The sequence below is a fragment of the Acidovorax facilis genome, from assembly GCF_023913775.1.
Taxonomy (GTDB): Bacteria; Pseudomonadota; Gammaproteobacteria; order Burkholderiales; family Burkholderiaceae_C; genus Acidovorax; species Acidovorax facilis.
This window is the reverse complement of sequence record NZ_JAMXAX010000055.1, coordinates 21898-35405: the sequence shown is the minus strand read 5'-3', so window position 1 is coordinate 35405 and position 13508 is coordinate 21898. Positions and strand designations below refer to the sequence as shown.

The 13508-nt window shown below is 66.2% G+C and carries 10 protein-coding genes; 3 read left to right on the top strand and 7 right to left on the bottom strand.

Annotation, left to right across the window (positions count from 1 at the left end; all coding sequences use genetic code 11):
• Positions 1-263: 263 nt before the first annotated feature.
• Complete coding sequence (locus NFX52_RS16075; protein ID WP_055395471.1) at positions 264-986, bottom strand: alpha/beta fold hydrolase; 723 nt, start codon at positions 984-986, stop codon at positions 264-266.
• Positions 987-1147: 161 nt separating this feature from the next.
• Here NFX52_RS16075 and NFX52_RS16070 point away from each other — a divergent pair, with 161 nt between their 5' ends.
• The 3 genes from NFX52_RS16070 (at position 1148) to NFX52_RS16060 (ending at position 8424) form a co-directional block, all read left to right on the top strand.
• Positions 1148-4645 carry a transglutaminase family protein gene (locus tag NFX52_RS16070; protein ID WP_055395473.1) on the top strand — a complete coding sequence of 1166 codons (3498 nt, stop codon included), beginning with the start codon at positions 1148-1150 and terminating at the stop codon, positions 4643-4645.
• 159 nt (positions 4646-4804) lie between these two features.
• Complete coding sequence (locus NFX52_RS16065; protein WP_055395475.1) at positions 4805-7450, top strand: circularly permuted type 2 ATP-grasp protein; 2646 nt, start codon at positions 4805-4807, stop codon at positions 7448-7450.
• A 2-nt stretch (positions 7451-7452) separates the two neighbouring features.
• Complete coding sequence (locus NFX52_RS16060; protein WP_055395477.1) at positions 7453-8424, top strand: transglutaminase family protein; 972 nt, start codon at positions 7453-7455, stop codon at positions 8422-8424.
• On the opposite strand, the gene NFX52_RS16055 is transcribed toward NFX52_RS16060, so the two are convergent.
• The 6 genes from NFX52_RS16055 to NFX52_RS16030 all read right to left on the bottom strand — a co-directional run bounded on the left by NFX52_RS16055 (position 8390) and on the right by NFX52_RS16030 (position 13483).
• Positions 8390-9349, bottom strand: coding sequence for an alpha-E domain-containing protein (locus NFX52_RS16055; RefSeq protein ID WP_055395479.1), 960 nt, complete (start codon positions 9347-9349; stop codon positions 8390-8392). The genes NFX52_RS16060 and NFX52_RS16055 overlap by 35 nt on opposite strands.
• 145 nt (positions 9350-9494) lie before the next feature.
• Positions 9495-10670, bottom strand: a complete 1176-nt coding sequence (locus NFX52_RS16050; RefSeq protein ID WP_055395481.1) for a zinc-binding metallopeptidase family protein — start codon at positions 10668-10670, stop codon at positions 9495-9497.
• 169 nt (positions 10671-10839) lie between these two features.
• Positions 10840-11157: a BON domain-containing protein gene (locus NFX52_RS16045; RefSeq protein WP_055395483.1), complete on the bottom strand. Its 318-nt coding sequence runs from the start codon at positions 11155-11157 to the stop codon at positions 10840-10842.
• Positions 11158-11266: 109 nt separating this feature from the next.
• Positions 11267-11659 (bottom strand): hypothetical protein, encoded by a 393-nt coding sequence (locus tag NFX52_RS16040; RefSeq protein WP_055395485.1) that lies wholly within the window; start codon positions 11657-11659, stop codon positions 11267-11269.
• Between the two features lie 54 nt (positions 11660-11713).
• A complete protein-coding gene (locus NFX52_RS16035; RefSeq protein ID WP_010463174.1) occupies positions 11714-11878 on the bottom strand; it encodes a DUF1328 domain-containing protein in 165 nt (54 codons plus the stop codon).
• Between the two features lie 198 nt (positions 11879-12076).
• Entirely contained in the window at positions 12077-13483 is a 1407-nt protein-coding gene (locus NFX52_RS16030) for a sensor histidine kinase (RefSeq protein ID WP_252635728.1), read from the bottom strand.
• Between the last annotated feature and the right edge of the window lie 25 nt (positions 13484-13508).

Genomic DNA, 13508 nt, shown 5'->3' with positions numbered 1-13508 from the left:
TGGGGCAGGTGCGCGTGCAGGGGGCGTAAAGCCTCCGATATAGGGGCAATGGCCCTCGCCAAACGCCTGCTGGGTGCGCTGCGCAAGCCTCATTACTCAAAGCGAGTGCTGTTTTAGTTCAGGCATCGCTGTGACATAGCCAGAACCGATTCGTGAAGAGCTTCCCTAGGGATGGCCGCTTTGCTGAGTTTTTTGAGCCGCTCTAAGTCCATCCCGCCCACCACTGCGCCCTCGTCCACAAGGCGAGAGGAAGGAAGCTCAGGTCAGATCCATCCGCTGCGCGCCAACCACCGCACCAGCAGCCGAGTCACCGTTTCAGGTTGCTCCATGGTCAGCATGTGGCCGCTGTCCGGCAAGAGGTGGTGCTCAGCACCGGGCACCAGCGCCGCAATCTCCGCCGAACATTCGGGCGGCGTGAGCTGGTCAGCCTCGCCGCATACCACCAGCACCGGGCAGGCCACGCCGGGCAGGTGCTGGCGGGCATCGGGCCGATGGATGACGGCGCGGTTCTGGCGAACCAGGTGGGAGGCGCCTGCATCCAGCACAAAGTCGAGATAGGCCTGCACCAGCTCAGGCCGCGTGGCGTTGTCAGGATGAAAGGCAAAGGCCACGTTGGGCTCGATCACTTCGCGCAGGCGGCCTTGTTCAAAGAGTTCGATAGCGGCTTCGCGCAGCGCCCGCATATCCGGCGTCTCGGGCCGCGCGGTGGTGCCCAGCAGCGCGAGCCCGGCCACACGCTCCGGCGCTTGGCGCGCGGCTTCCATGGCGATCATGCCGCCCATCGATGCACCGGCCAGCACCAGTGGCCCCGCGTGCTGTGCCAGCAGCCGGGCGGCAAAGTCCTCGATGGTGTGCAGACCCACATCCTGGTGGGCGGTGGCGACCTCGGGGCGCAGCGCGGCGGGCAGCAGCGGCAGCACGCCGCGCCACATGCGTTCATCGGCAGCCAGGCCGGGCAGGAGCACAAGTTGGGGGGAGTGGGACATGGGTGAAAAAAGGCATCACCAAGTTGGTGCGCGATCAGCTAAAGAGAGACAGCCCCGGCAGCGGGGCACGGACCGCACATTGTGAACAGCCGATGACCGCTTGTCACCGCCCCCGGAATAGTTGCCCGCGATGGCTCGGGACTTGCTAGCATGGCCTGCATATGCCCATCCACGCCGCGCTCCACCACGTCACGCATTACCAATACGACCGGCTGGTAGGCCTCGGGCCACAGACCATCCGATTGCGGCCCGCGCCCCACTGTCGCAGCAATGTGATTTCGTACTCGCTCAAGGTCGAGCCCGCGCAGCACTTCATCAACTGGCAGCAGGACCCGTTTGCCAACTACCAGGCGCGGCTGGTCTTCCCCGAGAAGACGCGCGAGTTCAAGGTCACGGTGGACCTGGTGGTGGAAATGGCGGTGTACAACCCCTTCGACTTCTTCCTGGAGCCCGAGGCCGAGAACATCCCGTTCAACTACAGCAGCGATGTGCAGCAGGAGCTGGCGCCCTACCTGGCCACCGACCCGATGACGCCGCTGGTGCAGGCCTATCTGGACAAGGTGGACCGCAGCAAGCAGCGCACCATCGATTTCCTGGTCAAGCTCAACCAGCAGGTCTCGCAAGACATCCGCTACCTCATCCGCCTGGAGCCTGGCGTACAGACACCCGAGGAGACGCTGCAAAAGGCCAGCGGCTCGTGCCGCGACTCGGGCTGGCTGCTGGTGCAACTGCTGCGCCACCTGGGGCTGGCGGCACGGTTTGTGTCGGGCTACCTGATCCAGCTCACGCCTGACGTGAAGGCGCTCGACGGCCCCAGCGGCACCGACCACGACTTCACCGACCTGCACGCCTGGTGCGAGGTCTACCTGCCCGGCGCAGGCTGGATTGGCCTGGATGCCACCAGCGGCCTGATGGCGGGTGAGGGCCACATCCCGCTGGCCTGCACACCGCAACCCTCCGGGGCCGCACCGATTGAAGGCGGCGTGGACAAGGCCGAGGTGGACTTCAGCCACGAGATGCGCGTGACGCGCATCTACGAATCGCCCCGCGTGACCAAGCCCTACACCGAAGACCAGTGGCAGGCCGTGCTGGCGCTGGGCGAGCAGGTGGACGCCGACCTGGTGGCGGGCGATGTGCGCCTGACCATGGGCGGCGAGCCCACCTTTGTGGCCGTGGGCGACCGCGACGCGCCGGAGTGGAACACCGACGCCCTGGGCCCCACCAAACGCGGTTTCGCCACCGAACTCACGCACAAGCTGCGCGCTGAATACGGCCAGGGCGGCTTTCTGCACTTTGGCCAGGGCAAGTGGTACCCGGGCGAGCAGCTGCCGCGCTGGGCGCTGTCGATCTGCTGGCGCGCCGACGGCCAGCCCGCATGGCAGAACCCCGCGCTGTTTGCTGACGAACGCAACCCCTCGCACTACACCAGCGCCGACGCCGAGCGTTTTGTGCGCCACCTCACGCGCAAGCTGGGCGTGACGGACCGCTACATCCAGCCCGGTTATGAAGACACCTTCTACTACCTGTGGCGCGAGCGGCGCCTGCCGGTCAACGTGGACCCGTTCGATGCGCGCCTGGACGACGAGCTGGAGCGCGCACGGCTGCGCCGCGTGTTCGAGCAAAAACTCGACAGCGTGGTGGGCTATGTGCTGCCGCTGCAGGCAGGCGAAGGCGCGGGCACGCTGGCAGGCAGCGTGTGGAGCACGGGGCCATGGTTCTTCCGCGACGACCGCATGCTGCTCATCCCCGGCGATTCGCCCATGGGCTACCGCCTGCCGCTGGACGCCCTGCCCTGGGTGAAGGCATCAGACACCGAGCACCTGATCCCGCAAGACCCGACCGCACCCCAGGGCACACTGCCCGCTGCCACCACGCTGCGGGCGCGGTATTCCGTGCCATCCGGCCCCGTCACCGGCGACCGTGATCTGCCCTACCTGGCAGGCGCCACCGCCCCTGGCGAGGCACGGCGCGTAACGCAGAGCACTGCGGGTGGTGATAACGCGCGCCTGTCCGGTCAGCCCGACCCGCATGCGGGCGTGCAGCCACCCGGCAAGTTCCAGTCGGCCGCAGGCCTGTCGCGCACGGCGCTGTGCGTGGAGGTGCGCGATCCGCGCCGAGCCAGCGGCCCCAAGGCCGAGAAGGTGGGCGAAAAGTACGGCGTGCTCTATGTCTTCATGCCGCCGCTGTCGCGCCTCCATGATTACCTGGACCTGCTGGCCGCCATCGAAGCCACGGCCGAAGAGCTGGGTATGAAGATCGTGCTGGAAGGCTACCCGCCCCCGCGCGACGCACGCCTGAAGGTGCTGGCGGTCACGCCCGACCCGGGCGTGATCGAAGTGAACATCCACCCCGCCAGCCACTGGAAGGAACTGGTGCAGCACACCGAGTTTCTGTACCAGGCCGCGTGGGAGACGCGCCTGTCGGCCGAGAAGTTCATGACCGATGGCCGCCACACCGGCACCGGTGGCGGCAACCACTTTGTGATGGGCGGCGCCACACCGGCCGACTCGCCGTTCTTGCGCAAGCCCGAGCTGCTGGCCAGCCTGCTGCTCTACTGGCACAACCACCCCAGCCTGAGCTACCTGTTCAGCGGCCTGTTCATCGGCCCCACCAGCCAGTCGCCGCGCGTGGACGAGGCGCGCAACGACCAGCTGTACGAGCTGGAGATTGCACTGCGCGAGATCGAAACCAACCGCGCGGTCTACGGCCAGGACATGCCGCCCTGGCTGGTGGACCGCACGCTGCGCAACATCCTGGTGGACGTGACGGGCAACACCCACCGCAGCGAGTTTTCCATCGACAAGATGTTCTCGCCCGACAGCAGCACCGGCCGCCTGGGCCTGCTGGAGTTGCGCGCGTTCGAGATGCCGCCCCATGCCCACATGAGCGTGGTGCAGCAGCTGCTGCTGCGCGCCCTGATCGCCCGCTTCTGGAAGACGCCCTACCGCGCGCCCGCCGCCCGCTGGGGCACCGAGCTGCACGACCGCTGGATGCTGCCCACCTTCATCCAGCAGGACATGCACGATGTGGTGGCAGAGATGAACGCCGCAGGCTACGCGTTTGACGCGGCCTGGTTTGCACCGCAGTTCGAGTTCCGCTTCCCCATGGTCGGTACGGTGAAATCGATGGGTGTGGAGCTGACCCTGCGCAACGCGCTGGAGCCCTGGCATGTGATGGGCGAGGAAGGCTCGGCCGGTGGCACCGTGCGCTACGTGGACTCGTCGCTGGAGCGCATCGAGGTGCGCGTGACGGGCATGAACGAAAGCCGCCATGTGGTCACCGTCAACGGCCAGCCGCTGCCGCTGCAAAGCACGGGCACGACCGGTGAATTTGTGGCCGGTGTGCGCTACAAGGCCTGGAACCCGCCCTCGGCCCTGCACCCCACCATTGGCGCCCATGCGCCGCTCACGTTCGACATCGTGGACACCTGGATGAACCGCTCGCTGGGCGGCTGCCAGTACCACGTGGCGCACCCGGGCGGGCGCAACTACGACACCTTCCCGGTCAACGCCTACGAGGCCGAAAGCCGCCGCCTGGCGCGGTTCTCGCGCATGGGCCACACGCCGGGCAGGCTGGCGGTGCCGCCTGCGACCATTGAACTGCCGGGCAGCCGGGAGTTTCCGTTCACACTGGATCTGCGGCGAAAGATGCGGAGGTAGAGAAGCCCCCCTGAGTCGCTGCGCGCCTTCCCCCCAGGGGGACGACGCCCTTGCTGCGGGGCGGCCCTTGCTTGGCGTCTCTGGCATCGGCCCCGCCAGTTTCGACGGTGCGGGTTACCCGCAGAGTGTTGTCGACCAAATGCCCGAAAATCGAGCGCAGTGAACCACCTCAACGACAGCCTCCCCACCCCCGACCCTTCTGACAGCGCAGCCCAATTGGCGGCTGCACTGGCGCCTGCTGCGGCGGCCGGGCATTTTGACGAGCTGCGGGGTGCCAGCGTGGCGGACGCCCCCGGCGCTGCCACTGCATCAACCACTCCCAAATCAATAGCAAACAAGCCAGATATCACTAGCGCCTGGGCCCAATTCTTTGATCAATTGGGGCCCGAGGGCTTCCAGGACCTGGACCGGCGCATGCAAAGCCTGCAGCGCCAGGTGCGCGACAACGGCATCACCTACAACGTCTATGCCGACGCCGACGGCCCGCAGCGGCCCTGGTCGGTGGATCTGTTCCCGCTGATCCTCTCGCAGGGCGACTGGGCACACATCGAGCGCGGTGTGCTGCAACGCGCGCGCCTGCTCAACCGCGTGATGGCCGACGTGTATGGCCCGCAGGAGCTGCTGCGCAAAGGCCTGCTGCCCAGCGCGCTGGTGCAGGGCCACCTGGGCTACCTGCGCGCCATGCATGGCGTGCAGCCCGTGGGCGGCACCCATTTGCACATCGCGGCGTTCGACATGGCGCGCGACGCGCAGGGCGACTGGTGGGTGGTGACGCAGCGCACGCAGGCGCCCTCAGGCCTGGGATATTTGCTGGAGAACCGGCTGCTCATCTCGCGCCTGTTCCCCGAGGCGTTCAGCCAGATGCATGTGCAGCGCCTGGCCGCCACCTACCGCGCACTGCTCGACGGACTGCGGCAGATGAGCCCGGCGGGGGCGGATGCGCGCATCGTGCTGCTCACGCCCGGCCCGTACAACGAGACCTACTTTGAGCACGCGTACCTGGCGCGCTACCTGGGTCTGACGCTGGTGGAGGGCAACGACCTCACCGTGCGCGACGCGCGCCTGTACCTCAAGACGCTGCATGGCCTGCAGCCGGTGCACGGCATCCTCAAGCGCCTGGACGACGAGTTTCTGGACCCGCTGGAGCTGCGCAGCGACTCGCGCCTGGGCGTGCCCGGCCTGCTGCAGGCCATCCGTGCGGGCAACGTGCTGGTGGCCAATGCGCCGGGCTCGGCGTTCCTCGAATCGTCGGCGCTGCTGGGCTTCATGCCTGCGCTGTCGCGCCACCTGCTGGGCGAAGAGCTGGCCCTGCCGTCGCTGCCCACCTGGTGGTGTGGCGAGCGATCGGCCATGCAGGCGGTGCTGCCGCAGCTCGCGCACAGCGTGATCCGCCCCACCTGGCCCATGGCGCAGCGCGTGCCCGTGCTGGGCGGTGCGCTGTCGGCGCAAGACCTGGCGCAGTGGTCCGCACGCATCGAAGCCCAGGGCGACGAATACACCGTGCAGGCCCACCTGCCGCTGTCGCAAATGCCCACCTGGCGCAGTGAAGCCGCAGAAGGTGCGGGCCAGGGCGGCAGCCCCATCGCCCCCCGCTCGGTGATGCTGCGCGTGTTTGCGGTGTGCGACGGCCCCGGCTCGTGGCGCGTGTTGCCGGGCGGGCTGGCCCGCCTGGCCCAGGGCGACAGCGGCATTACATCCATGCAGCGCGGCGGCAGCAGCGCCGATGTATGGGTGCAGACAGATGGCCCCGTGGACACCACCACGCTGCTGGCCCACAACCAGGCCGCGCCCGCCGTGGTGCACCGCAGCCGCCAGGTGACCAGCCGCGCGGCCGAAAACCTGTTCTGGCTGGGTCGCTACACCGAACGCACCGAGAACGTCACGCGCCTGGCGCGCATCACGCTGCAATGCCTCAATGGGGAGGACCAGACCTCGCAGCCGCTGCTGACCTGGCTGAGCGCCATGGGCGTGAGCCAGGGGCTGGTGCTACCGACCGTGCCTGCGGCCGGGCAGGCACGGCGCGTGTTCGAGCGCTCGCTGATCGCCGGGCTGACGCAGCCCGCGCAGGTGACCAGCGTGGGCTACAACCTGCGCGGCATCCTGGGTGCGGCCTCGGCCGTGCGCGACCGTTTGTCGCAGGAACACTGGAACCTCATCGTGCGCGCCGAGGCGGAGTTTTTTGCGCCCCGCACAGGAGCCGAAGACGACGGCGACTATTCGCCGCTGGACGCGCTGCGCCAGCTGGAAGGCCTGAGCGGCCACACCGCAGCCATGACGGGCCAGCAGACCGACCGCATGACCCGCGACGACGGCTGGCGCCTGCTGTCCATCGGGCGCCACCTGGAGCGCCTGGGCTTTCTGGCCTCGGCGCTGGAAAGTGGCCTGCAGACCGGCGCCGTGCACGATGAGGGCGGCTTCGAGGCCATGGTGGCGCTGTTTGACAGCACCATCACCTTCCACGCGCAGTACCAGCAGCGGCGCGACATGCCCGCCCTGCTGGACCTGCTGGTGATCGACCGCGACAACCCCCGCTCGCTGGCCTGGGTCGCACAGACGCTGCGCGGGCGCATTGCCAAGATCGAAGCGACCGCCGGTACGCCCTGCGAATCCGCCGCCACGGGCATCCCCGAAGCGTCCGACCTGTCGCTGGTGGCCCTGTGCGCACAGGACGCCGAAGGCCGCCATGCCACTCTGGAGGAATATCTGGGCCGGTGTGTGCGGGGCGTGATGGGCTTGTCGGATGTGCTGGCCACGCGCTACTTCACGCATTCGGCGGATGCACTTCGGCACAGCGTAGGAGCTTGACCATGAAGCTGCGCGTCATCCACGAAACGGTGTACCACTACAGCCCGGCGGTGCAGAACGCCCAGCACATGGCCCATCTGCGTCCGCGCACCGGTGTGGTGCAGCGTGTGCTGACCCACAGCCTGCAGGTGGACCCCGCCCCAACACAGTGCAACATGGTGCAGGACGTGTTTGGCAACACCCGCGCGTTCTTCAGCCTGCCGTTCACCCACGAGCAACTGCGGGTGCGCGCCGAAAGCCTGCTGGAGACCCTGCCCGTGCCCGCCGCACCGCCCGGCGAGCCCTGGGAGGCCGTGCGCGAGCGCCTGGGTTATCGGCGCGGCCAGCCCTACCACGCGGCCACCGAGTTCAGCTTTGCGTCGCCCTATATTCCCCGGCATGCCGACTTTGTAGCCTATGCCGCCGAGAGCTTTGCACCCGGCCGCCCGCTGATGCAGGCCGCCCGCCACCTGATGTCGCGCATCCATGCCGACTTTGCCTACACCGCCAACGCCACCGACGCGGGCACGCCCGCGCTCGAATCGTTGCGGCTGCGCCGGGGCGTGTGCCAGGACTTTGCCCACGTGATGATCGGCTGCCTGCGCAGCCTGGGCCTGGCGGCGCGGTATGTGAGCGGCTACCTGCTGACCGAGCCCCCGCCCGGACAACCCCGGCTGGTGGGGGCCGATGCCTCGCACGCCTGGGTGTCGGTGTGGTCACCGGCAGCCGACGAAAGTGATGGCGCATCAGGCGACAACACCTGGTTTGACCTGGACCCCACCAACGACCGCGCGGCGGGCGAGGACTACGTGACCCTGGCCATCGGCCGCGATTTTTCGGATGTGTCGCCGCTGCGCGGCGTGATCCACGGCGGCGACCACCATGTGCTGCAGGTGGGCGTGACGGTGGAGCCGGTGCCGGCCGCTATGGCCGCTGCGCCAGACGCACCAGATACACCCCTCACACCGCCGCAGGCACCAGAAAGTCCCGGCTGATCCGCGCGCCCAGGTCGTTCACCCGCTCCAGGAACTGGGTGAGGTAGGCGTGCAGTCCATGGGTCAGGATTTCATCGATGCGTGCGAACTTCAGGTGCGCCAGCAGCCGCCCCGCGTGCCGCTGGGTCTCGGCCGACTGGCCGCTGCCCAGCATGTCGAGGTTGCCCAGCACCTCTTTCATGCAAGCGTGCAGTGAGCGGGGCATGTCGGCCCGCAGGATCAGCAGTTCGGCCACACGTTCGGGCGTGATCACGTCGCGGTACACCTTGCGGTAGGTCTCGAAGCCCGACACGCTGAGCAGGATGGCGCTCCAGTGGTAGAAATCGTAGTCTTGGTCCTGCGCCGTGGCCGCGCCCATGAAGTCGCTTTGCACCGCGTGAAACTTCACATCCAGCAGCCGCGCCGTGTTGTCGGCCCGCTCCAAAAAGGTGCCCAGGCGCATGAAGTGCAGCGCCTCGTCCTGCAGCATGGTGCCCACCGTCACACCCCGCGAGAGGTGCGAGCGGAACTTCACCCATTCGAAGAATCGCGCCGGGTCCTGCTCCAGTGCACCGCTGGCGATCAGGCGGTTCACTTCGAGCCAGGTCTGGTTCTGGATCTCCCAGGCCTCGGTGTTGAGCGCACCGCGTACGGCCCGCGCGTTCTCCCGCGCGGCCTGCAGGCAGGCCAGAATGGACGAGGGGTTGGAAGGGTCCTTGACCATGAAGTCCAGCACCTTCGCCGGAGTCACTTCGCCATGCTGGGCGGTGTAGGCGGGCAGCAGCTCGCTGATGGACAGCAACCCTTGCCAGCCCTGCTTGGCGACCTCGGTCGATTGCGGCAGCAGCGCGCTCTGGTAATTCACATCCAGCATGCGCGCCGTATTTTCGGCGCGCTCGGTATAGCGTGCCATCCAGAAAAGATGGTCAGCGGTGCGGCTCAGCATGGTCGCGCCCTCCCTTGGCGTCGTGTGTGGCTCGGTACTGGCTGCTCAAGGGGTTTCAACAGCCCCATGGCAGACACCTAGCAAGTTCCAGGCCGCCACCCTTGCCGCTCTTTGATGCAGGCAAAAAACCAAGGAAAAAATGGCGCTAGCGCACGTCCTTACTGGTTGTTTTGCTATTTTTTTTGACGTTTTGTTTGGGAGCCGGTGCGGGCTGCGGAGCCGGAGCGGCGACTGGGGCGGGCCGCCGGGCGGCTTCGCGCACCACGTCATGCACAAACCGCAGCTTGGCCAACACCTCGCCTGCCAAGGCAAACGGATAGGCATCTGGCTGCCCCAAGCTGCGGGTGAGGCTGTTGAGCAGCAGTGTCAGCGGCACCAGGTGCTGCACCATCGACTGGAAATCAGGCGCCGGGCTGGCAAACGGGTCGATGGCGCTGCTGCGCTGCGCCCCATAAATGCCCGGGATCGTGACCTCGGTCGCGTAGCTGGCCGACGTCTCCAGCAGATCGATCATGTGCAGGTAATGGGCCCATGTTTCGGCCCAGTCTTCCCAGGGGTGAGCAGCGGCATAGGCGCTGACATGGTGGTCGACCCAGTCGCCCAGGTCGTTGCCCTTGGCGTAGTGAGCCTCCAGCGCGGCAGCGTAGTCCTGGCGCTCATCGCCAAACATCTGGCGAAAATCTTCCAGGCGGCCGCCGTCGCGCACCAGCTGGTCCCAATAAAAATGGCCGGACTCATGCCGCAGGTGGCCAATCAGCGTGCGGTAGGGCTCACCCAGCGCGATCCGGCGGCGTGCGCGCTCATCGTCATCGGCCTCGGCCACATTCAGCGTAATCGTTCCGCTGTGGTGGCCCGTCAACACCGGCGGACCACCGGGCACCTCGGCCAGAAATTCAAAAACGGGTCCGGTGCGCCCGGGGGCGGGCTCCAGGCCCAGGCGGGCCAGGCTGTAGAACAGGCGCCGCTTGGCGGCCTCGATCTGCATCCAGCGGCCCATGTTCGCGGGCTCCGACAGATCGGGCAACACCCGGGTCTGGCGGCACGATACACACAGTTCCGCATAGTCGTTGGCAGGCACGGCAAAGTTGCAGGCCTGGTGTTCGGTATGGTTGCGGCACATACGGTACAAGCGACCGCTGTAATCCGAGCCACCGCGCCCGCCCCGGCGGCGCCACAGGTCGGCGCCATCCTGCGGCGCAGGCGCCAGGGCCGCGATGGTCAACACATCGGGCAAAAATGCCAGCGCACTGCCACAGTGCAGGCACTGCACGCTGTCGAAAAAAACCAGATGACCGCAATGGTCGCAATTGAATACCCGCATGGTGTGGAGCTTATACCCGGTGGGGTGTGGCAAACGAGCAAGACCCAGGGGTATGCCTGCTGGCGCCCCATGAAAAAAGCAGGCTCCAGGAGGTACCCGGAGCCTGCTCAGCGGTCAGTGCCTATGCGCTACCGGCAGGAAGCCCGCAGCGCAATGTTCAGGCATCCGGTCAGGGACGAACCACGATGCTGTTGCGCACTTCACGCACATTCTTGGTGTTGCGTGCGATGGCTTCAGCCTGGTTCTTTTCAGCTTGCGACTTGGCAAAGCCCGAGAGCTGCACCGTGCCGTTGAGCGTTTCCACGCTGATCGACGTGGCGGAGACGGATTTGTCTTCAGCCATTTTTGCCTTGACGGCGGTGGTGATGCCGGCGTCATCTACATAGGCGCCAACGGTCTGTTGTTCACGGGCCACCGAGCAGCCCGTGGCCGTGATGATGGTGATGCCAGCGACAGCGGCAAAGGCGAGTGCACGTGCGTATTTCATGGTGTTGTCCTTGTTTGAAAATGGTTGGGAACGCGGGTGCTGGAAGATTGCAATCTGCCGGTCTGTTGCACCCTCCGCGACCGGCGGACTGTAGGGATAGAGACAGGCTTCAGTAGGCGTGCTTGCGGCGCGACATCCAGAGCACAAGGGTTGCGAGTACGGCACCCGATGCTGCGGCGATCACCATCGATTTGCCGGGTTGCTCCGCCACATACTTGGTGGTGGCGTCTGCTGCATGCTGCATCTGGCGACGGGCACGGGCACTGGTTTCTGCGCAATAGCCGATGCTGCGGGCTGCCAGATCCTGGGCACGCGCTGCCAAGTCGTCAATGACGGGGTCGGTCTGGCTGCGGAGGGCACGTACGCCTTCTTCGGCTTTTTCCAGCGAGGTGTTGGCGGCCGTGCGGGTGGACTGCACGGCGTCTTGGGCGCTTTGCAGCACATCATCTGCGAGATGGCGTGCGCCGTTGGCAACTTTGTCGGTAGCGGTCTGGATACTCATGCGGAAACTCCTTGAAGGGGTGGATGCGGAATGCTTGGTTTCACGGCCGGGGCGTCAGCCCTTTTTGAGCAGACCCAGTACGAAGGTCACAACCGCCATGATGACGAACACGAAGAACAGAATCTTGGCGATGCCCACGGCACCGGCAGCAATACCGCCAAAGCCGAACAGGGCTGCGATCAGCGCGATCACCAGAAAAACAACTGCGTAGTGCAACATTTCTTTCTCCTTCTCCTCTTGAGGGGGCCGGTTGCCGGCGGGTGGGTTGGCACATGAATTTCAGCGCCTGGAATCCACTGTAAGGAGCATGGAGAGTCAAAGATGCCGGTGCCCGGCGCGCAAGCCTGTCGGCGGTGCAGCGGGCCGCCTGTAGGACGGCGCGCTGCGGCTCGCTATCCCTGGCCCAAGGCCGCTAGGTCATGCGGCCAGAGAGGGCGGCTGCGACGACGCCTCGGCGCCATGGCGCTGCAGCGGGAGCACGGCAGAGACCAGGGTGCCGTTGCCCGGGCGCGAGGTGATGGACAGCCTGCCGCCCGCAGACTCCACGCGGTGGCGCATTCCCGACAGCCCGTGCGAGGTAGGACGCACCGTGGCGGGATCGAACCCCTCGCCATCGTCGCGCACCTGAACTGCCACATGCGTGGGGTAACCGTGTACCGACACCAGCACCTTGTTGGCTTTGGCGTATTTGCCGATGTTGGTCAACGCCTCCTGCACCATGCGGTACACCGTGAGTTGCGAGGCATCAGGCAACTGCACGGATTCCAGGCTCGTTTCCACTTCGATACCTGCGCGTTCGGCATATTCGCGGGTGAGGATCTCGATCGCGGCCGTCAGTCCGAGGTTGGAGAGCGATGAGGGCCGCAGGTCTTCAATGATGCGGCGCTTGAGCGCAATACCGCTGTTGAGCGTTTCGGTCAGGTGCTTGAGCCGCTCTGCCACCTCGGGGGCGTTGGCGTCGATCCTGGACTTGAGCCGCGCAACATCCAGCTTGGCCGCAGTGAGCAGTGCACCCAGCTCATCGTGCAGCTCGCGCGCAAGGTGCCCACGCTCATCTTCACGTACTTGCTGCAGATGGTTTGCCAGCTCGGAAAGAGTTGCGGTACGGGCCTTTACAAGGCCTTCCAGGCGGTCCCGTTCGCGCTCCAGCAGGGCCTGTTCGCGCTGGTTGACGACCTGCAGCGCCTGCGCCTGGCGCAGATACATGTAGAACGCCAGCAAGCCAATGACCGTCACCGTGGCAATGCCAATGCGCGACAGCATGAGCGACTGCTCGATCTGGTCCTGGCCTTGTTTCACGTGCATGTCGCTGCGGGCAATCAACTCCAGCGCGTGCTTGCGGATGGCCTCCATGTGCTCCTTGCCCACGTCGGTATGCAGGATGAACTTCCAGGCATCTTCATTGCTCTGCCGGCGCAAACGCAGGCTCAGTTCCATCTCCGCGAGCTTGCGGGATATCTGCCGCGACAGCAGCGCAAATTCCTGCATGTCTTCGGGGGCATCCATGAACAGCCCGCGCAAGCCGTCCAGGTTGGTCTGCACGGTAGCCACCGCCTTGTCGTAAGGCTCCAGATAAGTCTCGTTGCCGGTGAGCAGATAGCCACGCTGCCCGGTTTCTGCGTCCAGCATGCTCTGCAGCAACAGGTTGACGGCCTTGCGCGTGTTCTGACCGTGGGTCATCTGCTCCACCGCATCTTGTGAGCGCATGTGACCCGTTTCGTTGATACCCACCAGCACCATCGCCGCCAGCAACGCCATGGGCAGGCTCAAGGCCATCTTGCGGACCTTGGGCAGCCAGATGCGGGTGTTTTCTTTAAGACTCATACGCGGTATTCTGGATAATGTGTGA

What these genes read in the sequence shown, in the direction of transcription:
- NFX52_RS16055 (WP_055395479.1), bottom strand. Translation starts at nt 9,349, where the DNA reads ATGCTGAGCCGCACCGCTGACCATCTTTTCTGGATGGCACGCTATACC.
- NFX52_RS16075 (WP_055395471.1), bottom strand. Translation starts at nt 986, where the DNA reads ATGTCCCACTCCCCCCAACTTGTGCTCCTGCCCGGCCTGGCTGCCGAT.
- NFX52_RS16035 (WP_010463174.1), bottom strand. Translation starts at nt 11,878, where the DNA reads ATGTTGCACTACGCAGTTGTTTTTCTGGTGATCGCGCTGATCGCAGCC.
- NFX52_RS16060 (WP_055395477.1), top strand. Translation starts at nt 7,453, where the DNA reads ATGAAGCTGCGCGTCATCCACGAAACGGTGTACCACTACAGCCCGGCG.
- NFX52_RS16045 (WP_055395483.1), bottom strand. Translation starts at nt 11,157, where the DNA reads ATGAAATACGCACGTGCACTCGCCTTTGCCGCTGTCGCTGGCATCACC.
- NFX52_RS16050 (WP_055395481.1), bottom strand. Translation starts at nt 10,670, where the DNA reads ATGCGGGTATTCAATTGCGACCATTGCGGTCATCTGGTTTTTTTCGAC.
- NFX52_RS16030 (WP_252635728.1), bottom strand. Translation starts at nt 13,483, where the DNA reads ATGAGTCTTAAAGAAAACACCCGCATCTGGCTGCCCAAGGTCCGCAAG.
- NFX52_RS16070 (WP_055395473.1), top strand. Translation starts at nt 1,148, where the DNA reads ATGCCCATCCACGCCGCGCTCCACCACGTCACGCATTACCAATACGAC.
- NFX52_RS16040 (WP_055395485.1), bottom strand. Translation starts at nt 11,659, where the DNA reads ATGAGTATCCAGACCGCTACCGACAAAGTTGCCAACGGCGCACGCCAT.